Source organism: Cellulophaga geojensis KL-A, assembly GCF_000568425.1.
GTDB lineage: Bacteria > Bacteroidota > Bacteroidia > Flavobacteriales > Flavobacteriaceae > Cellulophaga > Cellulophaga lytica.
The window spans coordinates 223,276-240,576 of record NZ_ARZX01000002.1 but is presented as its reverse complement, the minus strand read 5'-3'; the positions used below and the strand labels follow the sequence as shown (position 1 = coordinate 240,576).

At 31.7% G+C, this 17,301-nt stretch carries 15 protein-coding genes; 9 read left to right on the top strand and 6 right to left on the bottom strand.

What is annotated here, in order from left to right; genetic code table 11:
- Positions 1–11 precede the first annotated feature (11 nt).
- Complete coding sequence (locus tag KLA_RS03390; protein WP_013622346.1) at positions 12–767, top strand: XRE family transcriptional regulator; 756 nt, start codon at positions 12–14, stop codon at positions 765–767.
- A 5-nt stretch (positions 768–772) separates the two neighbouring features.
- Here KLA_RS03390 and KLA_RS03385 read toward each other — a convergent pair whose 3' ends face one another.
- Complete coding sequence (locus KLA_RS03385) at positions 773–1,207, bottom strand: COG2426 family protein (RefSeq protein ID WP_013622347.1); 435 nt, start codon at positions 1,205–1,207, stop codon at positions 773–775.
- 347 nt (positions 1,208–1,554) lie between these two features.
- Here KLA_RS03385 and KLA_RS03380 point away from each other — a divergent pair, with 347 nt between their 5' ends.
- The 3 genes from KLA_RS03380 to KLA_RS03370 are packed head-to-tail and all read left to right on the top strand — an operon-like array spanning position 1,555 to position 5,224.
- Positions 1,555–3,480 carry a heavy metal translocating P-type ATPase gene (locus tag KLA_RS03380; RefSeq protein ID WP_013622348.1) on the top strand — a complete coding sequence of 642 codons (1,926 nt, stop codon included), beginning with the start codon at positions 1,555–1,557 and terminating at the stop codon, positions 3,478–3,480.
- A gap of 18 nt (positions 3,481–3,498) precedes the next feature.
- Entirely contained in the window at positions 3,499–4,593 is a 1,095-nt protein-coding gene (locus KLA_RS03375) for a hypothetical protein (RefSeq protein WP_051456030.1), read from the top strand.
- Positions 4,594–4,630: 37 nt separating this feature from the next.
- Positions 4,631–5,224 (top strand): Crp/Fnr family transcriptional regulator, encoded by a 594-nt coding sequence (locus tag KLA_RS03370; RefSeq protein WP_013622350.1) that lies wholly within the window; start codon positions 4,631–4,633, stop codon positions 5,222–5,224.
- Positions 5,225–5,232: 8 nt separating this feature from the next.
- On the opposite strand, the gene KLA_RS03365 is transcribed toward KLA_RS03370, so the two are convergent.
- Both KLA_RS03365 and KLA_RS03360 read right to left on the bottom strand, forming a co-directional pair.
- Positions 5,233–5,946, bottom strand: coding sequence for a pirin family protein (locus tag KLA_RS03365; protein WP_034643835.1), 714 nt, complete (start codon positions 5,944–5,946; stop codon positions 5,233–5,235).
- Positions 5,947–5,957: 11 nt separating this feature from the next.
- Positions 5,958–6,836, bottom strand: coding sequence for a pirin family protein (locus KLA_RS03360; RefSeq protein WP_034643833.1), 879 nt, complete (start codon positions 6,834–6,836; stop codon positions 5,958–5,960).
- Positions 6,837–6,978: 142 nt separating this feature from the next.
- On the opposite strand from KLA_RS03360, the gene KLA_RS03355 reads away from it, so the two are divergent.
- The gene (locus tag KLA_RS03355) at positions 6,979–7,914 is read left to right on the top strand and encodes an EamA family transporter (RefSeq protein WP_034643830.1); all 936 of its coding nucleotides are present in this window, start codon (positions 6,979–6,981) and stop codon (positions 7,912–7,914) included.
- A gap of 111 nt (positions 7,915–8,025) precedes the next feature.
- Entirely contained in the window at positions 8,026–9,579 is a 1,554-nt protein-coding gene (locus KLA_RS03350) for a DEAD/DEAH box helicase (protein WP_034643977.1), read from the top strand.
- Positions 9,580–10,103: 524 nt separating this feature from the next.
- On the opposite strand, the gene KLA_RS03345 is transcribed toward KLA_RS03350, so the two are convergent.
- Complete coding sequence (locus tag KLA_RS03345; protein ID WP_034643825.1) at positions 10,104–11,438, bottom strand: serine hydrolase domain-containing protein; 1,335 nt, start codon at positions 11,436–11,438, stop codon at positions 10,104–10,106.
- Positions 11,439–11,525: 87 nt separating this feature from the next.
- Between KLA_RS03345 and KLA_RS03340 the strand changes: the two genes are divergently transcribed.
- Positions 11,526–12,998, top strand: a complete 1,473-nt coding sequence (locus tag KLA_RS03340) for a M14 family zinc carboxypeptidase (protein ID WP_034643822.1) — start codon at positions 11,526–11,528, stop codon at positions 12,996–12,998.
- Here the strand turns inward: KLA_RS03340 and KLA_RS18050 are convergent, their stop codons facing one another.
- Both KLA_RS18050 and KLA_RS03335 read right to left on the bottom strand, forming a co-directional pair.
- Positions 12,999–13,166: a hypothetical protein gene (locus KLA_RS18050; protein WP_161633453.1), complete on the bottom strand. Its 168-nt coding sequence runs from the start codon at positions 13,164–13,166 to the stop codon at positions 12,999–13,001.
- 170 nt (positions 13,167–13,336) lie between these two features.
- The gene (locus KLA_RS03335) at positions 13,337–14,437 is read right to left on the bottom strand and encodes a vWA domain-containing protein (protein WP_034643818.1); all 1,101 of its coding nucleotides are present in this window, start codon (positions 14,435–14,437) and stop codon (positions 13,337–13,339) included.
- Between the two features lie 212 nt (positions 14,438–14,649).
- On the opposite strand from KLA_RS03335, the gene KLA_RS03330 reads away from it, so the two are divergent.
- Positions 14,650–15,111, top strand: a complete 462-nt coding sequence (locus KLA_RS03330) for a (2Fe-2S)-binding protein (RefSeq protein ID WP_013622359.1) — start codon at positions 14,650–14,652, stop codon at positions 15,109–15,111.
- 24 nt (positions 15,112–15,135) lie between these two features.
- On the top strand, positions 15,136–17,301 hold the full coding sequence (locus KLA_RS03325) for a xanthine dehydrogenase family protein molybdopterin-binding subunit (protein WP_034643814.1): 2,166 nt from the start codon (positions 15,136–15,138) through the stop codon (positions 17,299–17,301).

Genomic DNA, 17,301 nt, shown 5'->3' with positions numbered 1-17,301 from the left:
TATATTAGCGTATGGGAAATGATTATAGTATAGAGGTAAAACGGTTTACAGAGGTACGTAGAGACTTAGGTTTTACTCAAGCAGAATTCGCAAAATTATTAGGAATATCTAGTACAACAGCAGATATAGAACGAGGACGAACTAAACTTTCTGGTAAAGTTGTTACAGAACTATTAAAACAATTTAAAATTAATCCGCTATGGCTTTTTGGAGAGGGAAATCAGAAATACCTATCTGCTACAGCAAATAGTGTAATTCCAAAATTTGTTACAGTAGATGCAGAAGACAACGAGAATATGGTGTTGGTAAATGCTAAAGCTGCAGCTGGTTACCCACAAAATATACAAGATGCTAGTTGGTATAAGCAATTGCCTGCTTTTGATTTGCCCATTCCGGAATTTAGAAATGCAACCTATAGAGGGTTCCAAGTAGAAGGTGATAGTATGTTGCCTAATTTATACCCTGGAGAGTGGGTTTTGGCTAAAGCAACAGAAAGTTTAAATGACATTAGTGCAAATAAAATGTATGTAGTTGTTTTGTATGATGCTGTATTGGTTAAAAAAATAGAAAAAGTACCTAATAGTAATTTTGTATCCTTAATTTCTTTAAATGAAACGTATCCACCATACCAAGTGGCAGCAGACCAAATACAAGAACTTTGGCAAGTAAATAGTAAAATTTCTTTTGGTTTAGATACAACCACAGAAAAAGGTTTGTTAAAAGAACTGCAGCAATCTATGGAGGAGTTAAAGAAAAGAATTAAGTAAAATAACTACGCCATACCTTGCATGGCTAAATAGGTAACAACCCATACAATTACAGAAGAAAAGAAAATGCCAATGGTGTTAGCTAAAAAAGCTTTTTTTCTTTCTATTTTAAATAAATAAGTAGCTATTGTACCTGCGTATACACCTGTACCAGGTACCGGTAGCATAACAAAAAATATTAATCCCCAAAAGCCGTACTTTTTAATCTTATCTCCAGATCCTGTTTTTGCTTTTCTGGCAACAAATATTGCTCCTTTTTTATATACACGCCATTTTAGTAAATAATGATTTATTTTATTTAAAAAAAATAACATCACAGGAAAAACAAGCACGTTAGACGCAAAGCATAAAATAAAAACAACGTAAATGTTTAGCCCGTTGTACATACCATAAGGAATACCAACTTTGGCCTCTCCAAACGGAGACAAGCTCCATAACATTGCTATAATATATTTTATAATCACTCTTGGTTAGGTTTTAATTTGCAAATCTAACATTCCACTTTTAATATTAACTTATTATAAACATAAAAAAATATTAATTTTTAAAATCAAGATCGGTTTAATAACGGTCTATTAGTCGTAATATTATTTTATTCATACAAAACGTTTTTATGCTTGGTTACTTTTCTTTTATTAAAAAAATAAGTTAAATGCATAAAGGAAATACTATATTTATTTGTGATGCTCTTTATTTTTTATTACCATAGCTTTATAGTGAAATATGTATCAAACAGCATTAAGTCCAACATACTACTGTTACACGTATATTTTATAGAAATTTAGGTATGAGTGAGAGAAAAGAGAAGAATAGTCTAAATGTAAAAAAACAAAATCATAATTATTTTAATATAGCAACAGGTTTTAAAGCATATTTACCCGCAATACTAAGTTTTGTAATACTCCTTATAGGTATTGCTTTAGATTACTTTAATAGTACTCCATATTTTAAAGGATGGTATAGATTAGTTTGGTATACATTAGCATACTTACCAGTAGGATTACCAGTTTTAAAAGCAGGGTTTAAAAGTATTCAAAAAGGAAATTATTTTACAGAGTTTTTATTAATGTCTATAGCTACAATAGGCGCTTTTGCTATAGGTGAGTATCCAGAGGGTGTAACTGTAATGCTTTTTTATACCATAGGAGAGTTATTTCAAGGAGCAGCAGTAACTAAAGCTAAAAGCAATATTAAAGCGCTATTAGATATTAGACCAAAAGAGGCGTTAGTACTTAGAAATAGTAGTTATGTAAGTGTAAAACCAGATACTATAAAAATTGGAGAAATTATAAAGGTTAGATCTGGAGAAAAAATACCTGTAGACGGTATTTTGTTATCTAGCAATGCATCTTTAAACACTGCAGCTATAACAGGAGAAAGTAAACCTTGTAATATAGGTAAAAACTCTGCCGTTTATGCAGGTAGTATAAACTTGCAAAATGTTATAGAAATTAAGTCTACTAAAGAGTTTAAAAACAGTTCTATAGCTCGTATCCTAAACTTGGTACAAAATGCTACAGCTCGTAAATCTAAAACGGAATTATTTATTAGAAAATTTGCAAAAATATACACGCCAATAGTAGTTTTTTTAGCCGTAGGGCTTACGCTTTTACCTTTCTTTTTTGTAAATGATTATGTTTTTAGAGATTGGCTGTACAGAGCATTAGTTTTTTTAGTTATTTCTTGCCCTTGTGCATTAGTAATATCTATTCCTTTGGGGTATTTTGGTGGACTTGGAGCAGCTTCTAAAAACGGAATTTTGTTTAAAGGAGCATCTTTTTTAGACATCATTGCAAAAGTAAATACTTTAGCAATGGATAAAACAGGTACAATTACCAAAGGTGTTTTTAAAATTCAAGAAATAAAAGCACTATCTATTAATGAACCAGAAATGATGAAATATATGCTTGCATTAGAGGCTTCGTCTACGCACCCTATAGCAAAAGCATTATTAGATTATCCTTTAAATGAAACTTTTAATGCAATAAAAATTAAAGAAATAGCAGGTAAAGGAATAAAGGGTATTGTAAATGAAAAAAGAGTGTTGGTAGGCAATGCAGCGCTATTGTTAGATTATAAAATAGATGCATTAACAGAAATTGAAGATATAGTTGAGTCTAGTGTATTAATTGCTATAGATGGCCAATTTGTGGGTTACGTAATTATATCAGATGAAATTAAAGAAGATGCTAGAGAGACTATTTCTGAGGCTTATAAAATTGGAGTTAAAGATTTTTATATGTTTTCTGGTGATAGGGAGTCTATTACTAAAAATGTAGCTAAGCAAATAAATGTATTACGTGCTAAAGGTGGTTTGCTGCCAGAACAAAAGCTAAAAGAAGTAGAAGAATTAATGAAAAACCCTAAAGCTACAGTGGCTTTTGTTGGAGACGGTATTAATGATGCTCCTGTGCTAGCAGTTAGTGATGTTGGTATTGCAATGGGTGGTTTAGGTAGTGATGTAGCTATAGAAACTGCAGATGTTATTATACAAACAGATCAACCATCTAAAATTGTACAAGCCATAAAAATTGGCAAGTCTACAAAAACAATTGTATGGCAAAATATAGCACTAGCTTTTGGTGTAAAACTTATTGTATTGCTTTTAGGTGCTGCTGGATTGGTAACTATGTGGGCAGCTGTTTTTGCAGATGTGGGTGTGGCATTATTAGCTATTTTAAATGCTGTAAGATTACAGCGAATGAAATGGTAAAAAACTAGAGATTAGTATATGAAAAACATAGAAGAAATTACACCTTTTAAGGTTACTACTAATGAGTTGAGCTTAGGTGTAATTACTGCATTAGAAATGAAAAACGGAATATCGGTAAAAAACAGTATTTACTGTAAAAAACAAACATTAATAGCTAGTTATGTTTATGATATAGATGGTGGTTATAATCTGGTATATACAATTATAGATAACAAGGGAAAAGCAGAAAACTTTAAAGAAGAAGATGGGGTTTTGCCAACATTATTTTTTAGTCCGTCTTTAGAAAATTACGTGTCTGTTGTTCCTTACCACCCAAACAAACAATTAGAAATTAGTATTCCGATTTTTAATAGAGAAGAAACTAAATTACCAAAAGGGAATAGACCTTTTACGGGTAAATTTATAGGGGTTTCTAATCAGTTTTCAATTTTTTATGACGTAGATATTTGGAATGATAAAAAACCAGATAAACTTTTAGCAATAGAGTTTAAAAATAATATACTTAAGAAAAAACATAATATAAAAGTTCCTTTACCAAGAAACAATAAAATATTTATACAAAATAATGAAATTCATTTGCTCTCTAATACCAGAACTACTTGGTTGCACAGACAAATAGATGAAAAAGGTAAAGAGATAAGACGCAGAGAACTACAAGCTTCTACCAACTTTTATAGAGAAATTATTAGCTTATCTTTTGAGTCTAACTCTTATGTTTTAACCCAAGAAAATGGGAAACTAAGTATAGAAACAATAACAGTTGATGCTATTTGTACGTCTAAAATATTAGCAGATATTAAAGATGATTTATTTAATACGTGGCAACCAGAGAAAATTAGTAATAACACTTGTGTTATAAGATTTAATACAGAATTTGGTAATGGTTGGTTTACTATAAGGGGCAACGAAATTCTAGAACTTTTTTATAGTAAAGATGTTAAAGGATTTAAAGACTTAATTAGTGGCGAGGTTATAGATTTTAGCTACTCTAATTTAATTATATCTAACATTAATAAAACAAAAGATAACGGCTATGCAGTTGTTTTGTATCCTGTGGTAGAGCGTAAAGAAAAGAATAAAGAAATGTTTGTATTTCAAAGGGTTTTGGAGTAATATAAATAAGAGTACTTTTATAGTCTACAAATTAGTTATGGAACAAAACTTTAAAACATATCTTTTTGATAAAATGGGGGTAAGTACTGTTGCTTTTAAGCAATTAGAACCTCATATAAAAACTAAAAAAGTACTAAAAGGAGAACAACTTTTAAAAGCAGGAGATGTTTGTAAGCATACATTTTATGTAGAAAAGGGTGTTTTACGCCTATATGGTTTAGATGAAAATGGTAAAGAAAATATTCTGCAATTTGGTACAGAAAATTGGTTTGTTACAGATAGAGATAGTGTGTATTTTAAAGAACCATCAAACTATTATATAGATGCTTTAGAGGACACAACTGTAATACTGTTAGATGAAGATTTTGTAGAGCTTGTGGCCGATTTAAATCCATCTTTTAGAAAAAAAAATGAAAAATTATTACACAACCATATTCGTCATTTAAACAGAAGAATACATTTACTTTTAGGGGCTTCTGCTAAAACAAGGTATTTAGAGTTTATAAAATTATATCCAGATGTTTTGTTGCGTGTACCACAATGGATGATAGCATCTTACTTGGGTATTACACCAGAGAGTTTAAGTAGAATACGTAAAGACTTGGCAAAGCAAAACTTTACCAAGTATTAAGTATATGTTTAAAAAACCATAGGAACCTCTATTAATAGTACTTTACTATTTTTACTAGCATTTATAGCTATATTGTCTGTTTCCCATAAACCAATACCATCACGTTTACTCAATTGCTCACCTTCAATACTAACATTACCTTCTAAAACAAAAGCATATACACCATTGTCTTTTTTGTTTAAAGCATAGCTTGTAGTAGTATCTTCTTTAAAAGTACCTAAATTAAACCAGGCATCTTGGTAAATCCACACACCAGCATCATTAGCATTAGGAGATAATATTTGATATAACGAGTTCGGTTTTTCTAGCTCTTTTAAGGATATTTGATCATATCTGGGCTTAACATTAGTTTTATTAGGAATAATCCAAATTTGTAAAAATTCCACAGCCCTGTCTTTATTTTTGTTGTATTCACTATGCATTATTCCGGTGCCAGCACTCATTACTTGTATGTCTCCTTGCTTTATAATTGTAGCGTTTCCCATATTATCTTGGTGCTGTAAGTCGCCTTTTAATGGTATAGATATTATTTCCATATTTTGGTGCGGGTGCGTACCAAAACCTCTACCTTCACTTACAGTATCATCATTTAATACACGTAATGCTCCAAAATTCATACGTTCTGTGTTTTGGTAATTGGCAAAGCTAAAAGAGTGGTAGCTGTTTAACCAACCGTGATTAGCGTGTCCTCTTGTATTTGCTTTATGTATTACTGTTTTCATAATTACTTTTTTTAATCTTCTAAATAACCAAATTTACCCATATTAAAATCGTTTATAGCTTGTGCAATTTCTTCTTTAGTGTTCATTACAAACGGACCTTGGGCTGCTATAGGCTCGTTAATTGGTTCGCCACTAAGAACTAAAACAATTGCTTGTTCTGTTGCTTTAATTTTAAAATCTTTCCCTGTATTTTCAAACAACGCAAAATGGTCTGTAGTAACATTTTCTTTATTATTTACAACTACAGAGCCTTCTATAACCAAAATTGCTGTGTTGTAATTCGCAGGAAAACTAAAGAGCGCTTCTTTATTGGTATTTAACTTAGCATTAAGCATATGCAAGGGAGTAAAGGTACTTGCAGATCCTTTTGTGTTTTTATAATTACCAGCAATAACTTCTATTGTACCAGCATTATTATCCAATATATGTTTGTTAATATCATCATTAGAAAAACCTTGGTATTTAGGTTTGCTCATTTTGTCTTTAGCAGGCAAATTTACCCATAGCTGTACCATTTGAAACTCGCCACCTGTTTTGCTAAACTCTTTTTCATGATATTCTTTATGTAAAACGCCAGATGCTGCTGTCATCCACTGTACACCACCTTGACCAATAATACCGCCGCCGCCGCTACTATCATGATGCGCAATTTTACCTTTGTAAGCAATTGTAACAGTTTCAAAACCTCTATGCGGATGCACACCAACACCTTTTGGAGTATCTGAAGGAGGAAAGTTGTATTTAGAATTGTAATCTAACAATATAAACGGACTCATACGTTCCATATCTAGCCTAAAACCGCTTGGGATAAAATTATGAACTCTAAAACCATCACCCACAAAGTGTGGAGTTCTTGGTGCTGCAATAAATTCTATATTTTTTGTGCTCATATTATAACTATTTGTAACAAAATTACACAGGTATGGTAAAAAGTACATTGATGTATGATAAGAAACAAATAAGCCTATATTTATTATCTTTTTACTTAAAACTAATACTTACTTTTGCTGCTTTATTTTTTATCCCTTTATTATGAGTAAATCATCTAATACAACCTTAATAATATTGGCTTTTTTCTCTATCTACGTTATATGGGGATCTACCTATTTATTAAATAAAATAGCAGTAACAGAGTTGCCACCTTTTATGTTAGCAGCTATACGTTTTATTACTGCAGGTATACTTGTATTTGTAATTAGTAAATTTTTAAAGTTTAAATTAAAAATAACAGCAAGGCATTTACTAAATACCATAATAGCAGGTTTTTTATTTTTAGCATTAGGTAATGGAGTAGTGGTTTGGGCTTTACGTTATGTAGATAGTGGCTTTGCTGCTTTAGAAATATCTGCGCAACCGTTAGTTGTTTTATTGTTAATGAGAATTTTTCAAGGTAAAAAAATACAACCAATGTCTATTGTAGGTGTTGTTTTAGGCATAATTGGTATTTACCTTTTGGTTAGTCAAAAACAAGTGGTAAATAAAGAAGGGTCTTTGTTGGGAATGATAATGATTTTTGTGTGTATGGTAAGCTGGTCTAGTAGTAGTTTATTTGTTGCAAAGTCAGATTTGCCAAAAAATTACTTTGTAAATACAGGTTATCAAATGTTATCTGGAGGCTTCTTTTTGTTAATAGCAAGTTTTTGTTTTGGAGAAACTTGGTCTTTACCAACCCAATGGCAAGGAAAAACACAAATGGCTATGCTATTATTAATTGTTTTTGGTAGTATTGTAGCGTTTACTTCTTTTAACTATTTATTAAAATTTGTTTCTCCAGAAAAAGTAGCCACTTCTACTTATGTAAACCCAATTATTGCATTGCTTTTGGGGTGGTATTTTTTAGATGAAACCATTACCATACAATCTGTTATAGCTGCAGTTGTACTTTTAACAGGAGTTTATTTTATTAATACCAAGAAAAAAATTATGATATTCTCTAGATTCTCTAACAGAATAGGAAAAAAGTCTTAGTTTTTACGATATCCCTATTTTTTTTAATATTTGTGAATAGTTTTTTAGCTAATTATTCGTTAAAAACGCAGCAAAGAGCGTATTTTTGCAGCCCAATTAGATATGGATACTATGACGAAGACTGCTTTCGAACTACAAGAAAAGAAGACAGATAAAGAGCTGTATGACTACCAAAAAGGAGCTTTAAATGAAATTTTTGAGCGATTTGAAACAGCTCCAGATGACCATCACTTACTATACCAATTACCAACAGGTGGTGGTAAAACTGTTATTTTTTCTGAAATAGTTAGGCAATACTTAAAGCACCACCAAAAAAAGGTGTTAATAATGACACACCGTGTAGAGCTGTGTAACCAAACATCTAAAATGTTAGATAGTTTTGGTGTAATAAGTAAGGTGGTAAATAGTACTGCTAATTTAGATGACCAAGAAAGGTATAGCTGTTTTGTAGCAATGGTAGAAACACTTAACAATCGTTTGAATGACGATATGTTAGATATTTCTGATATTGGATTGGTTATTATTGATGAGGCACACTACAACTCATTTACTAAATTATTTAAGTTTTTTGATAAATCTTTTATATTGGGTGTCACGGCAACACCGTTAAGTTCTAATAAGAACTTGCCAATGAAAGATAATTATGATGAGTTAATTACTGGAGAAAGCATTGGTTCTCTTATAGAAAATGAGTTTTTGGCTCGTGCAGAAGTTCATCAATATAATATGGGGTTAACCTCATTAGAAATTGGCTCTAATGGAGATTATACTGTAAAATCTTCTGAAGATTTATACTCTAGTACTGCAATGTTAGATAAGCTTGTAGAAGCTTATAAAGAACACTCTAAAGGTAAAAAAACATTAATATTTAATAACGGTATTAATACATCTATACAAGTATATTATACTTTTAAAGATGCTGGTTTTCCTGTAATGCACCTAGATAATACAGCTACAAAAAAACAGCGTAAACAAATATTAAAATGGTTTAAAGAAACTCCAGATGCTATACTAACATCTGTAAGTATATTAACTACTGGTTTTGATGAACCTACTATAGATACCATTATCCTTAACAGGGCTACTAAGTCATTAACTTTGTATTACCAAATGATTGGTCGTGGTTCTCGTATACTTAATAACAAATCTAAATTTACAGTAATAGATTTAGGTAATAATTACCATAGATTTGGACCTTGGGGAGCAGATTTAGATTGGCAAACAATTTTTCATAACCCTAATTTCTATATGGATCGTTTAAAGAACGATGAAGAAATAGAAAGCACTTTTAAGCATGAAATGCCAGAAGAAATTCGTGAGCAATTTGCTAAGTCAGAAGAGGTTTATTTTGATATTAAAGAAACTTATGTAAATGCTGTTTCTGCAGGAGAATCTTCTAAAGTTGTATTGGAGCGTTCTATAGAGCAACATGCAAAAATTTGTATAGAAAATAGCGAAGATGTTTATGATGCTTTAGCTTTAGCTAAATTGTTAGATGTAGATATAGATTACCGTATACAAATGTATGCAAAGTGTATTAGTAGAAGTACTTATAATTTTTTAAGTTGGTTAAAGGACGATTATAAGAAGCGATTAACAGCTTATTTACGAGAGAATTTTGATAGAGATTTTGAAAAAATACACGGTTACCCGCCAGAAGAATAATTTTTATAAATAGTAAAATAACAAAAAGTGTTCAGTAGTAATTGAGCACTTTTTTGTTTTCAGTATGTATTGTTTGTAATAGTGCATAAAATGAAAAAGAGTCTTGTCGGCAAAAACAAGACTCTTTTTACGAGAACACTATATGAAAATGAAAATTTTATTCTATTTTAATTACACTACTAATATATATAGAGTATAAAGGTTTTAAAACTTTATGTTGTAAAAGAGCTCTTTTATGTGGTAAGCATAGTCTTTTTTGATGTAACAAATTTTACAGCGCTGTATAAATGCTTTTAAAAAGAGAATAATTAACCTTAAGCTAGTGTATTAAATAAAAAAAGAGTCTTGTCGGCAAAAACAAGACTCTTTTGTGAGAACACTATATGAAAATGAAAAATTTTATTCTAACTAACTAAACTACACTGTAAATATATAATCAGTATATAGTTTTAAAAATTTATTGTTGTAAACAGTACCTTATTTGTGGTTAGCACAAGTAAGTATGTTGTAGCGCTATTTTGCATCTATTTTATAGCCTTAACAATTCCGCCTAAAAAACCATTTAAATCAAAAATAGGGTAAGTAGCCAACCCTGTTCTAACAACTACTAAATCTTTAGATGGTACTATAAAAACATACTGTCCTTGGTATCCACTTGCATAGTACATATCCTTAGGAACATCTGGGAACCTACCTTCAGCATTTAGCCAAAAGTGTGCACCATAGGTACCGTTAGAGTGTGCTGTTGGTTTAGCAACATAATCTACCCAATTGGCATCAAAAATCCTTTCTCCGTTCCAATTTCCCTTGTGTAAATACAGTAATCCAAACTTAGCCCAATCTCTTGTAGTGGCCCATCCGTAAGAAGAGCCTACGTAATTACCCACCATATCTGCTTCAATTAACATAGAGTGCATTCCTATTTTATCTATTAAACTAGTGTAAGGAAAGTCTAGATACTCTTGGTGTGAGTTAAACTTCTTTTTAAGCAACCCAGATAATAGGTTAGATGTACCCGAAGAATAATTCCAAATCTCTGTAGGTTTAGCAATAGCTTCTTTGTTTAGTTGTACTGAAGTCATATCAGACTCTAAAAAAAGCATTTTAGTAGCGTCAGATATTTCAGTGTAGTTTTCATCCCATTCTAAACCACTTTGCATACGTAGTAAGTGATTGTAAGTAATATTTTTTCTGTTATCATTTTTCCACTCAGGAATAGGAGCTAATTGGCTTACGTTTAATTTGCCGTTGCACTGTAATATGCCATATAGTGTGGATACAATACTTTTTGTCATAGACCAACCTAAAATTTTAGTGTCTTTAGTAAAGCCACCATCATATTGTTCTGCAATAATTTGGTCTTTGTATATAACAATTGTACTTCTTGTTTTTTGTACATCAGGATTAGAGAAGCCTAAACCTATTGCTTTTAATAACTTAGTGTAATCTATATTAGCAAAAACAGTATCTTTTTGTTTTTTATTACCGTAAGGAAAAGGCAATCCCGTGTTAGTAAAATCTCTATGCGGTTGTAATGTAAATTTAGTAGGGTCATAATCATCATTTACCAAAACAGCTCCCAAACCGTCTCTGTACACAGCTTTACGGCTCAATAAACCGTAGACAGAAGATGTGGCGCTTTTAGATTTATTATCTACCTTAGACTTGGCAAGTTTTATTAACGGAACGTTGTTATCTACCTTATTAACTGCTTCTGCAGTTCTGTTAGCAATAAAAACGTTAGATGCCATATTTTTTGCTGCATAGCCAGAAATCATATTAAGTTTAGGGTAGTTATAAACAACAGCTACAATTATAACTACCACTATAAGTAGTAAAAGTCTTTTTAAATTTTTCATATTAAAATTGGTTAATCTCTTTTTCAAAAATAGTAGATTTTGCTTAATACCATTCATTATCTTGCAGTAATATAAATTTATACAATAATGAAATCTTTAATTTTAAGTATAGTAACTATATTAAGTTTTACAGTTGTTGTTTGTGCACAAGAAACAGAAATAACTAATGGTTTACATAGCACTTATAATACATACAAAGAATTGTCTTTAAAACAACGAAGAATAAAACATAAAGACTTGCAACCTTTAATAAAAAAGTATACTAATAACGCTAAGTTTAAGGTAACTAAAGTAGGTGAATCTATAGAAGGACGTAGCATTTCTTTAGTGAGTATAGGCACAGGGAAAATAAATGTGTTTTTATGGTCTCAAATGCACGGAGATGAACCTACTGCAACACAGGCTATTTTTGATATTCTCAATTTTTTAGATGCTAATTCGTTTCAGAAAGAAAAAGAAAAAATATTAAGTAAGCTAACGCTTCATTTTTTGCCAATGTTAAATCCGGATGGGGCAGAATATTATACACGTAGAAATACACTGGGTATAGATATAAACAGGGATGCTTTGCATCTACAATCTCCAGAAGGTAGAACATTAAAAAGGGTAAGAGATAGTCTTAAGGCTAATTTTGGTTTTAACCTACACGACCAAAGTACGTATTATAATGCAGAGCGTACAAATAAACCTGCTACTATATCTTATTTAGCGCCAGCATATAACTATGAAAAAGATATTAATGAAGTACGTGCAAATGCTATGAAAGTAATTGTTTATATGAACAGTATTGTACAAAAATATGCACCAGGACAAGTAGGGCGTTATAATGATGATTTTGAGCCGCGTGCTTTTGGTGATAATATACAAAAGTGGGGAACAAGTACTATTTTAATAGAGTCTGGTGGTAATTATGATGATGTAGAGAAACAAGAAATACGTAAGCTAAATTACGTATCTATCTTATCTGCTATATACACTATTGCAAATGGATCTTATGCTAATATTGCTATAGACGATTATAATAAAATCCCTGAAAACGATAGAAAAATGTTCGACTTAAAAATGACGAATGTTAGTTATAATCTGTTAGGTAAAACATACAAGTTAGACATAGGGGTTAACCACACAGAAATAGATAACCCTAAGCACACAAATTTTTATAATATAGGTAGAATAGCAGATCAAGGAGATTTGTCTACGTACTACGGCTATACCACTTTTAATGCAGAAGGTTATACTGCAGTACAAGCAAAAAAATATCCAAAAACGTTAAAAAGCTTAGAGCAGTTTTCTAAGCTTAACGCTTTTGCTTTATTAAAAGAGGGGTATATGTATGTACCTGTAGATAAAGTACCAGTTAAACTAAAAAATACCCAATTACCATTACATATAGTAAACACTGGTTATGTGCTACCTAAAGTAATGCGTTTAACACCTGGTAAAAATCCTAATTTCTTTTTAGAGAAAAATGGAGAGCTAGTGTACGCTATTGTTAATGGGTATTTAATAGATTTGAAAACTAAAAAAGGTTATTTTAAAAACGGACTAATTTTAAAGTAATTAATAACCAAAACCTGTAATTACTTGTTGCGGGTTTCTTAGGATTGTTGTTAGCATTGTAAAACTAATTAATACAATGCTAATAAATACACTTATTACAAATGCTTTGTAAATTACTGGTTTGTTGCCAATGGCACTTTCGTGGATAATTTCTTTTAGTATTCCCATTTTAATATATGTTATAGTGTTAGTAATTGGTTTGCAATTGTAAGTGTAAATAACAATTGCTTGGTATGTTAGTATAACAACTATAGCTAGGAAAACCCTACTTTTTAAACATAAAAAAAGAGCTTCTAAACAGAAGCTCTTTTAATTTATAGGTGTTAATTTTAATATTGTTATAAGCCGCAACCTCCTGTAAAACCATCTGCACTAAATTTAGTTTGTACAGCGCCTTCTCTATTTTGTTTTTTTACTTGTATTACCAAATTACTTGTGCCACTACCATCTCTTTTAGGAGTGCAGTACTCAAATAAGTAAAAACTATTTGCTCTTTCAGATATTTTAGTAGAGATCTCATTAAATGTAGTTTCTAACTCTTCTTTATTAGTGGCAAATACACTAAATGTTTTACCAAGTTCTTTTAAAATTTCAGCATCAATTTCACTACCTAAACCAATAGAAAAGAAAGATATGTTAGGATCTGCATCTGTTACCTTTTTTAAGGCAGCAGCTTTAGTGTATCTAGACGCTTGGTCTGTACCATCTGTAAATAAAACTACAGAGGCTGCACCAATAACATCTTTAGCAGTATTATCTTTTAAATATTTACTTGCTAAATCTGTAGATCTTATTGCTGCTCCGTATAAATCTGTAGAGGCATCAGAGCTAATAGTACTTGTAATACTTTCTATTGCAGCAACTAACTCGTCTCTAGAAGAAGTTAATGGGTTTAGCTCATGTAATTTATCTTCGCCATCAAACCAATGAATACTCATTGTAAAAGAATCACTTTTGTCTTCTTCTTCAGGCATCACATTATTAATAAAACTAATAGACGCAGCTTTTAATTCGTCTAAACTACTATCTAATACACTTTTACTTAAGTCTAATACAAGTAGTGTGCTGTTATTAAAAATTTGTCCGTTTGGAGATATTTTTTTAGATGATTCGGTAGTAGATATTTTATTAAAACAATCATCATTTCTACCTTGTTCATATATTGTAAAATCATCCTCTACTAAACCAACAACAGGGTTGCCGTCTGCGTCAGATACTTTAAAAAAGACTGATACTTTAGAGGGTTTAGCTGTGTATTGTTCTTGTATGGATAATATTAGATCATTCTCGCCAAAACCAAGACAATCATCTACTGTTGTTCCTTTTCCTAATTCACCCTTATCGTTAAAGTCAAAATCTACATCATCATCTGCGTTGCCACAAGAAATAGCTAGTAACGTTAAACAAAAAATAGAAAAAATCTTCAAATTCAATTTCATATATAATAATTTATGTTCATTAGTGTTAACGGCGGTAAACGTACAAAATTATGACTTGCTATGGTAAAGCCTGTTAAAAAATGTTAAGGTTTGTTATTAAATAGTTACACAGCTAGTAATAGTTAAAATTGTACCAGTAAATCTTATTTTTTTTGGTAAATTGTGTTTAATAAAGTTATACTCTTAATTGTTTCACCTATAAATTAACCAATATGCCAGCATACACAGTAAAGATTAACGGAAAAGAACAAACAGTAAATGTTAGTGAAGATACACCTTTATTATGGGTGTTAAGAGATCAATTAAATTTAGTAGGTACTAAGTTTGGTTGTGGTATTGGTCAGTGTGGTGCATGTACAGTGCATATAAATGGTAATGCTGTGCGTAGTTGCTCTACACCAATTAGTGTTATAGCAGAAAAGGAGGTAACAACAATAGAAGGTTTGTCTACAGAAGGTTTACACCCTGTACAAGAAGCTTGGAAAGAGGTAGATGTACCACAATGCGGATATTGCCAAGCGGGACAAATAATGACGGCTTCAGCTTTTTTAGCAAAAAATAGTAGTCCGTCATCAGAAGAAATTAAAAGTGCAATGCACGGTAACATTTGCAGATGTGCAGCTTATAACAGAATCCATAAAGCAGTAGAAGTTGCTGCTAATAAATTAGCCTAATCACTCAATTTAAAAGCAACAACTATGTCAGACTCAAAAATAACATTTAGTAGAAGAAATTTTATAAGAACATCCTCTTTGGCAAGTGGCGGATTATTAATTGGTTTTAATCTTTTTAACTCTTGTAAACCCAATGCAAAAGCACCTGTAGATATTGCAGACTTAGATTATAAAGATTTTAATGCCTACATAAAAATAGCAGAAAACGGAGCTGTAAGTATATTTTCTCCAAACCCAGAAATAGGTCAGGGTGTAAAAACTGCTATGCCTATGTTAATAGCAGAAGAGTTAGATGTAGCTTGGAGCAATGTAAACGTTATACAAGGAGATTTAGATACTGTAAACTTTCAAAGGCAAGTAGCAGGTGGTAGCCAGTCTATACGTCTTGGTTGGGAGCCTCTACGCCAAACTGGTGCTACAGCTAGGCAAATGTTAGTAAATGCAGCAGCAGCCCGTTGGGGAGTAGACCCTAGTAGCTGTACTACAAAAAATGGAGTAATTACAAATGCAAAAGGAGAAACATTAGGTTATGGAGCTGTTGTTACTGAAGCAGCAGTATTAGATGTTCCAGAGAATGTTACCTTAAAAGACCCTAAAGATTTTACCATAATTGGTACAGATGCTGTAAATGTAGATATTGATAAAATTATAACAGGTAAGCCTTTGTTTGGTTTAGATTATAAAGCAGATGGAATGGTGTATGCTGCAGTTGTGCGCCCGCCTGCTTTTGGTAAAAAACTTGTTTCTTTTGATGCTTCTAAAGCTAAAGAATATAGTAACGTTATAGATGTTATTGAGTTTGAAAATAAAATTGCAGTACTAGCAAAAGATACTTGGTCTGCATTTAAAGCAAAAAATAGCATTAAAGCAGAGTGGAAAACTGAAGAAGAATTAGAAAGTACAGAGGACCATAACAAAATATTGCAAGAGTTATTACAAAATAAAGATGCTAAGGTATTACGTGAAGACGGTAATGTAGATAAAGCTTTTGCAGAAGCAGATAAAATATTAGAGCGTACTTATGAAGCTCCTTTTTTACCTCATAATTGTATGGAACCTATGAATTTTTATGCAAATGTAACTGCAGATAAAATTCATTTGGTGGGTCCTATACAAACACCACAGCGTACTGCTGCTGGTATAGCAAATAGTTTAGGTAGAAAGCCTGATGAGGTGCATTTAGAAATGACTCGTATGGGAGGTGGTTTTGGCAGACGTTTATATGGAGATTTTGCTATAGAGGCAGCAACTATATCTAACTTGGCTAAAAAGCCAGTAAAGGTTGTTTACTCTAGAGAAGATGATATGACGGCAGGTATATACAGGCCGGCATCTAAATATAAAATAAAGGCAGCTATTAAAAATGGTAAAATAACAGGCTATCATTTAAGAGAGGCTGCTGTTAATGGTAATATGTACGGATTAATTCCTAACTTTTTTCCGGCTGGAGCTATAGAGAATTATAAGGTTGATGCTGCAAATTACCAAAGTAAAGTTACAACAGGTGCTTGGCGTGCTCCTTATACCAATTTTTTAGCTTTTGCAGAGCAAAGTTTTTTTGATGAACTTGCAGATGAGTTAAATGTAGACCGTGTGCAAATGAGACTAGACCTGTTGCAAAAAGTTAAAGGTACTACAGATGAAAAAATACAGTATTCTCCAGAACGCTTAGAGAATGTTATAAAATTAGCAGTAGAAAAATCTAACTGGGGAAAAACTTCAGATACTACTTACCAAGGTTTTTCTGCGTATTATTGTCATAACTCTCACGTAGCAGAGGTTGCAGATGTAGAAGTGGTAAATGGCCAGCCCGTAGTTAAAAAGGTTACCTGTGTTATAGATTGCGGTATTGTAGTAAACCCAATAGGTGCAGAAAACCAAGCTCAAGGTGGTGTTGTAGATGGTATTGGTCATGCAATGTATGGCGATTTTGCTTTTGATAAAGGAGTGCCTTCTTCTAAAAATTTTGATACATATAGGTTAATAAGAATGAAAGAAGCTCCGGTAGTAGAAACTCATTTTGTAGAAAACAATTTAGCACCAACAGGTTTAGGAGAACCAACCTTACCACCAGCAGGTGCAGCAGTTGCTAATGCATTAAAAGCAGTAACAGGGCATAGGTTTACACAACAGCCTTTTACTAAAAACCCAGAACATTTAAAAGTGCAGAAAAAAGAGATTATAGGTTAA